Below are 2744 nucleotides of genomic sequence, written 5' to 3' on the forward strand. Positions count from 1 at the left end.
GCGGGCGACGGCTCGTTCGACGACGTTGCGGTGCCGGTAGCGCACGGGATCGACCACCGGTGGCCGGCCGCCCCGAGTGCCCCGGCGAGCCCGGACCTGGCGCTGGTCAGACCGCTCAGGGATGGTATGGGCGATCCGCCGCTGGCGCAGCAGCCGCCGACACGTCGTGTAGCTGTAACCCCGGTCGGCGATCAGGTGCGTGGGACGCTTGCGGGGCCGACCCGGCCCCGGCCTGGGCACCCGGATCGTCTCGAGCAGCGATTCCAGCTGCGTGCTCTCATGGCGCTGGCCGGCGGTGACCAACATCGCCAGCGGCCGGCCGCGGCCATCACAAGCCAGATGCAGCTTGGTCGTCAGCCCGCCCCGGCTGCGGCCCAGGGCCTGGTCCGTCTCAGCGCCGACCCTAGGTAGTTTGGTGATCCCCTTTCCGGGCGCCGGCGGCGTGCTGGTGGGCCCGCACCACGGTGGCATCGACCACCACGTCCCAGTCGATCTCACCCACCGCGTCGGACTTGGTCTGGGCGTGGGCCAGGAGTTGCTGCCAGGTGCCGTCAGCCTGCCAGCGGCGGAACCGCTCATAACAGGTTTGCCAAGGGCCATAGCGTTCGGGTAGGTCCCGCCACGGCACGCCAGTGGCCAGCTTCCAAGATCCCGTTCACAACGCGGCGATGCTCAGCCCACTGGCCGCCTGGTCGACCACCGGCCGGCAGCAGCGGGGCGATCTCAGCCCAGGCCTGATCGGTGAGTTCGTGGCGGCGGACCACGCGACCTCCCACATCGAGGAGCTGACAGCCGCCCGAACCTACAACACCAACCGTCAGACAGGCCCTAGTTGCTGTGTCTAGCCTGCCCGAGATGAGCAGCGGCCGCCGGAACCCTGGATGGGGGTCGGCTGGGGGGGGGCCGGGGCGTGGCTGGCGGCTGGTCGCCACTCTGGCGGTGATGCCGCAGGTGTGGGGGTGTATTACGACGCCGAACGGGACCTGGTGCTGGCCAGCGACATGAACACCGGCCTCGCGGTCGGCGCCCAGGTCGCCTGACCCTGCTGGCGATCGCCGAGCTGGCCTGCCCGTGATCGCCCACCAGACGGACGTGGCGGCCGTCGAGAGGTGACTTGGACCCGGCGACGCGCCGCTACACTCCCTGCATGGGAAGCTGCTGTCCCTCTCGCGACTATCACCGCTTCTTCAACCAGCGGTTCGCCCAGAGGCTCGCCAACCGGTACCAGAAGCGCGGACTCGATAAGACCGCCCAGACGATGGTCCAGTTCCTGCGCGCGCTCGGCCTCGAGGGGGCCAGCGTGCTGGAGGTCGGCGGCGGCGTGGGCGAGATCCAGATCGAGCTGCTCCAGGCGGGCGCGGCCCGGGCCCAGAACCTGGAGCTCTCCCCCGCCTACGAGGAACAGGCACGCGCGCTGGCCGAGCAGGCCGGGGTCCAGGGGCGCCTCGACTGGCGCATCCACGACCTCGCCCAGGACCCTGGGGCGGTGGCGCCGGCCGACCTGGTGGTCCTGCACCGGGTGGTGTGCTGCTATCCGGACTATGAGCGCCTGCTGGGCGCTGCCGCCGACCATGCCCGGCGGGCCCTGGTCTTCAGCTATCCGCCCCGCAACCCGCTCTCCCGCGCCTTCTACAGGGGGTTCAACCTGGTGATGCGGCTGACCCGGAGCAGCTTTCGGGGCTTTGCCCATCCGCCGGGCGCGATGCTGGCGGTGCTGGAGGAGCACGGGCTTCGACGCACCTACCGAAGCCGCAGCCGCATCTGGCAGATCTCTGGCATGGAGCGCGCTTCGTAAAGGGCGCGATAGAGCCAGCCGCTGACAGCTGCTGCATGTTCCTGGAAACCGCCCGGCACGGTCTGCGCCGGCGCGGCGGCCCCTGGACGCCGGAAGCCCCGCGTCGCTCGCGGGGCCTCGGCACTCGCATGGTATGCGGGACTCCCGGTAGCACTCTGTCGACCGGCGGCAGGAGCAGCGTTCAGCCGTCAGCAGGGCCAAGCCCGCAGCCTCGCGCCCCGAGCGGCACTATTGCGTTCGCCGTAAGCGGAGCAGCAAGACTGCCGGCATGAGAATCCGACCTCGCCCTGCTCCCGTCTCACGGTCCGCCTTCGCCGGCTTCCGCTTCCCACCCGACGTGATCGTTCTCGCGGTCCGCTGGTACCTGCGCTTCGGGCTGTCTTACCGTGACGTCGAGGAGCTGCTCACCGAACGGGGCATCGAGGTCGACCACGTCACCGTGTATCGCTGGGTGCAGCGGTTCACATCGCTGCTGGCCGAGGCTGCTCGGCCGTGCCGAGATGGTGTTGGAGATCGCTGGCAAGTCGATGAGACCTATGTGAAGGTCGCCGGCCAGTGGCGCTACGTGTACCGGGCGGTCGACCAGTTCGGCCAGGTCATCGACGTGTTCGTCTCTCCGCGGCGCGACGTCAGGGCGGCCCGCCGGTTCTTCGAGCAGGTCATCGGCACGACCAAGATCAGACCCATCGAGGTGGTCACCGATCAGGCGCCGACCTACCCGGTCGTGCTGGAGGAGTTGCTGCCGGCGGCCTGGCATCGCACCGATCGGTACGCCAACAACCGGGTCGAGGCCGACCATGGCCGGCTGAAGGCACGGCTTGGTCCGATGCGCGGGCTCAAGCAGGACCGCAGCTCCAAGATCGTGATCGCCGGGCACGCCTTGGTCCAGAACGTCCGTCGAGGGCACTACGAGCTGGCGGTCGAGGCGCCGGTGGCTCGGCGCGTGGCG

Annotated in this window: 3 protein-coding genes and 1 pseudogene; 3 read left to right on the forward strand and 1 reads right to left on the reverse strand. The window is 70.0% G+C overall.

Translation table 11 applies throughout. The features are described 5' to 3' along the window. Positions 1-764 (reverse strand): annotated as a pseudogene (locus VF468_17800) (IS5 family transposase). Between the two features lie 117 nt (positions 765-881). Here VF468_17800 and VF468_17805 point away from each other — a divergent pair. The 3 genes from VF468_17805 to VF468_17815 form a co-directional block, all read left to right on the forward strand. Further along, positions 882-1040, forward strand: a complete 159-nt coding sequence (locus tag VF468_17805) for a hypothetical protein (protein ID HEX5880145.1) — start codon at positions 882-884, stop codon at positions 1038-1040. A gap of 107 nt (positions 1041-1147) precedes the next feature. Continuing rightward, positions 1148-1795: a methyltransferase domain-containing protein gene (locus VF468_17810; protein HEX5880146.1), complete on the forward strand. Its 648-nt coding sequence runs from the start codon at positions 1148-1150 to the stop codon at positions 1793-1795. 268 nt (positions 1796-2063) lie between these two features. Then, the coding region (locus VF468_17815) for an IS6 family transposase (GenBank protein HEX5880147.1) at positions 2064-2744 on the forward strand (681 nt) is incomplete at its 3' end.

The sequence above is a fragment of the Actinomycetota bacterium genome, assembly GCA_036280995.1.
In the GTDB taxonomy this organism is placed as follows: Bacteria; Actinomycetota; CALGFH01; order CALGFH01; family CALGFH01; genus CALGFH01.

Bases quoted from the DNA above. Each gene is read 5' to 3' on its own strand.
- VF468_17810 (HEX5880146.1), top strand. From the start codon at position 1,148: ATGGGAAGCTGCTGTCCCTCTCGCGACTATCACCGCTTCTTCAACCAG.
- VF468_17805 (HEX5880145.1), top strand. From the start codon at position 882: ATGGGGGTCGGCTGGGGGGGGGCCGGGGCGTGGCTGGCGGCTGGTCGC.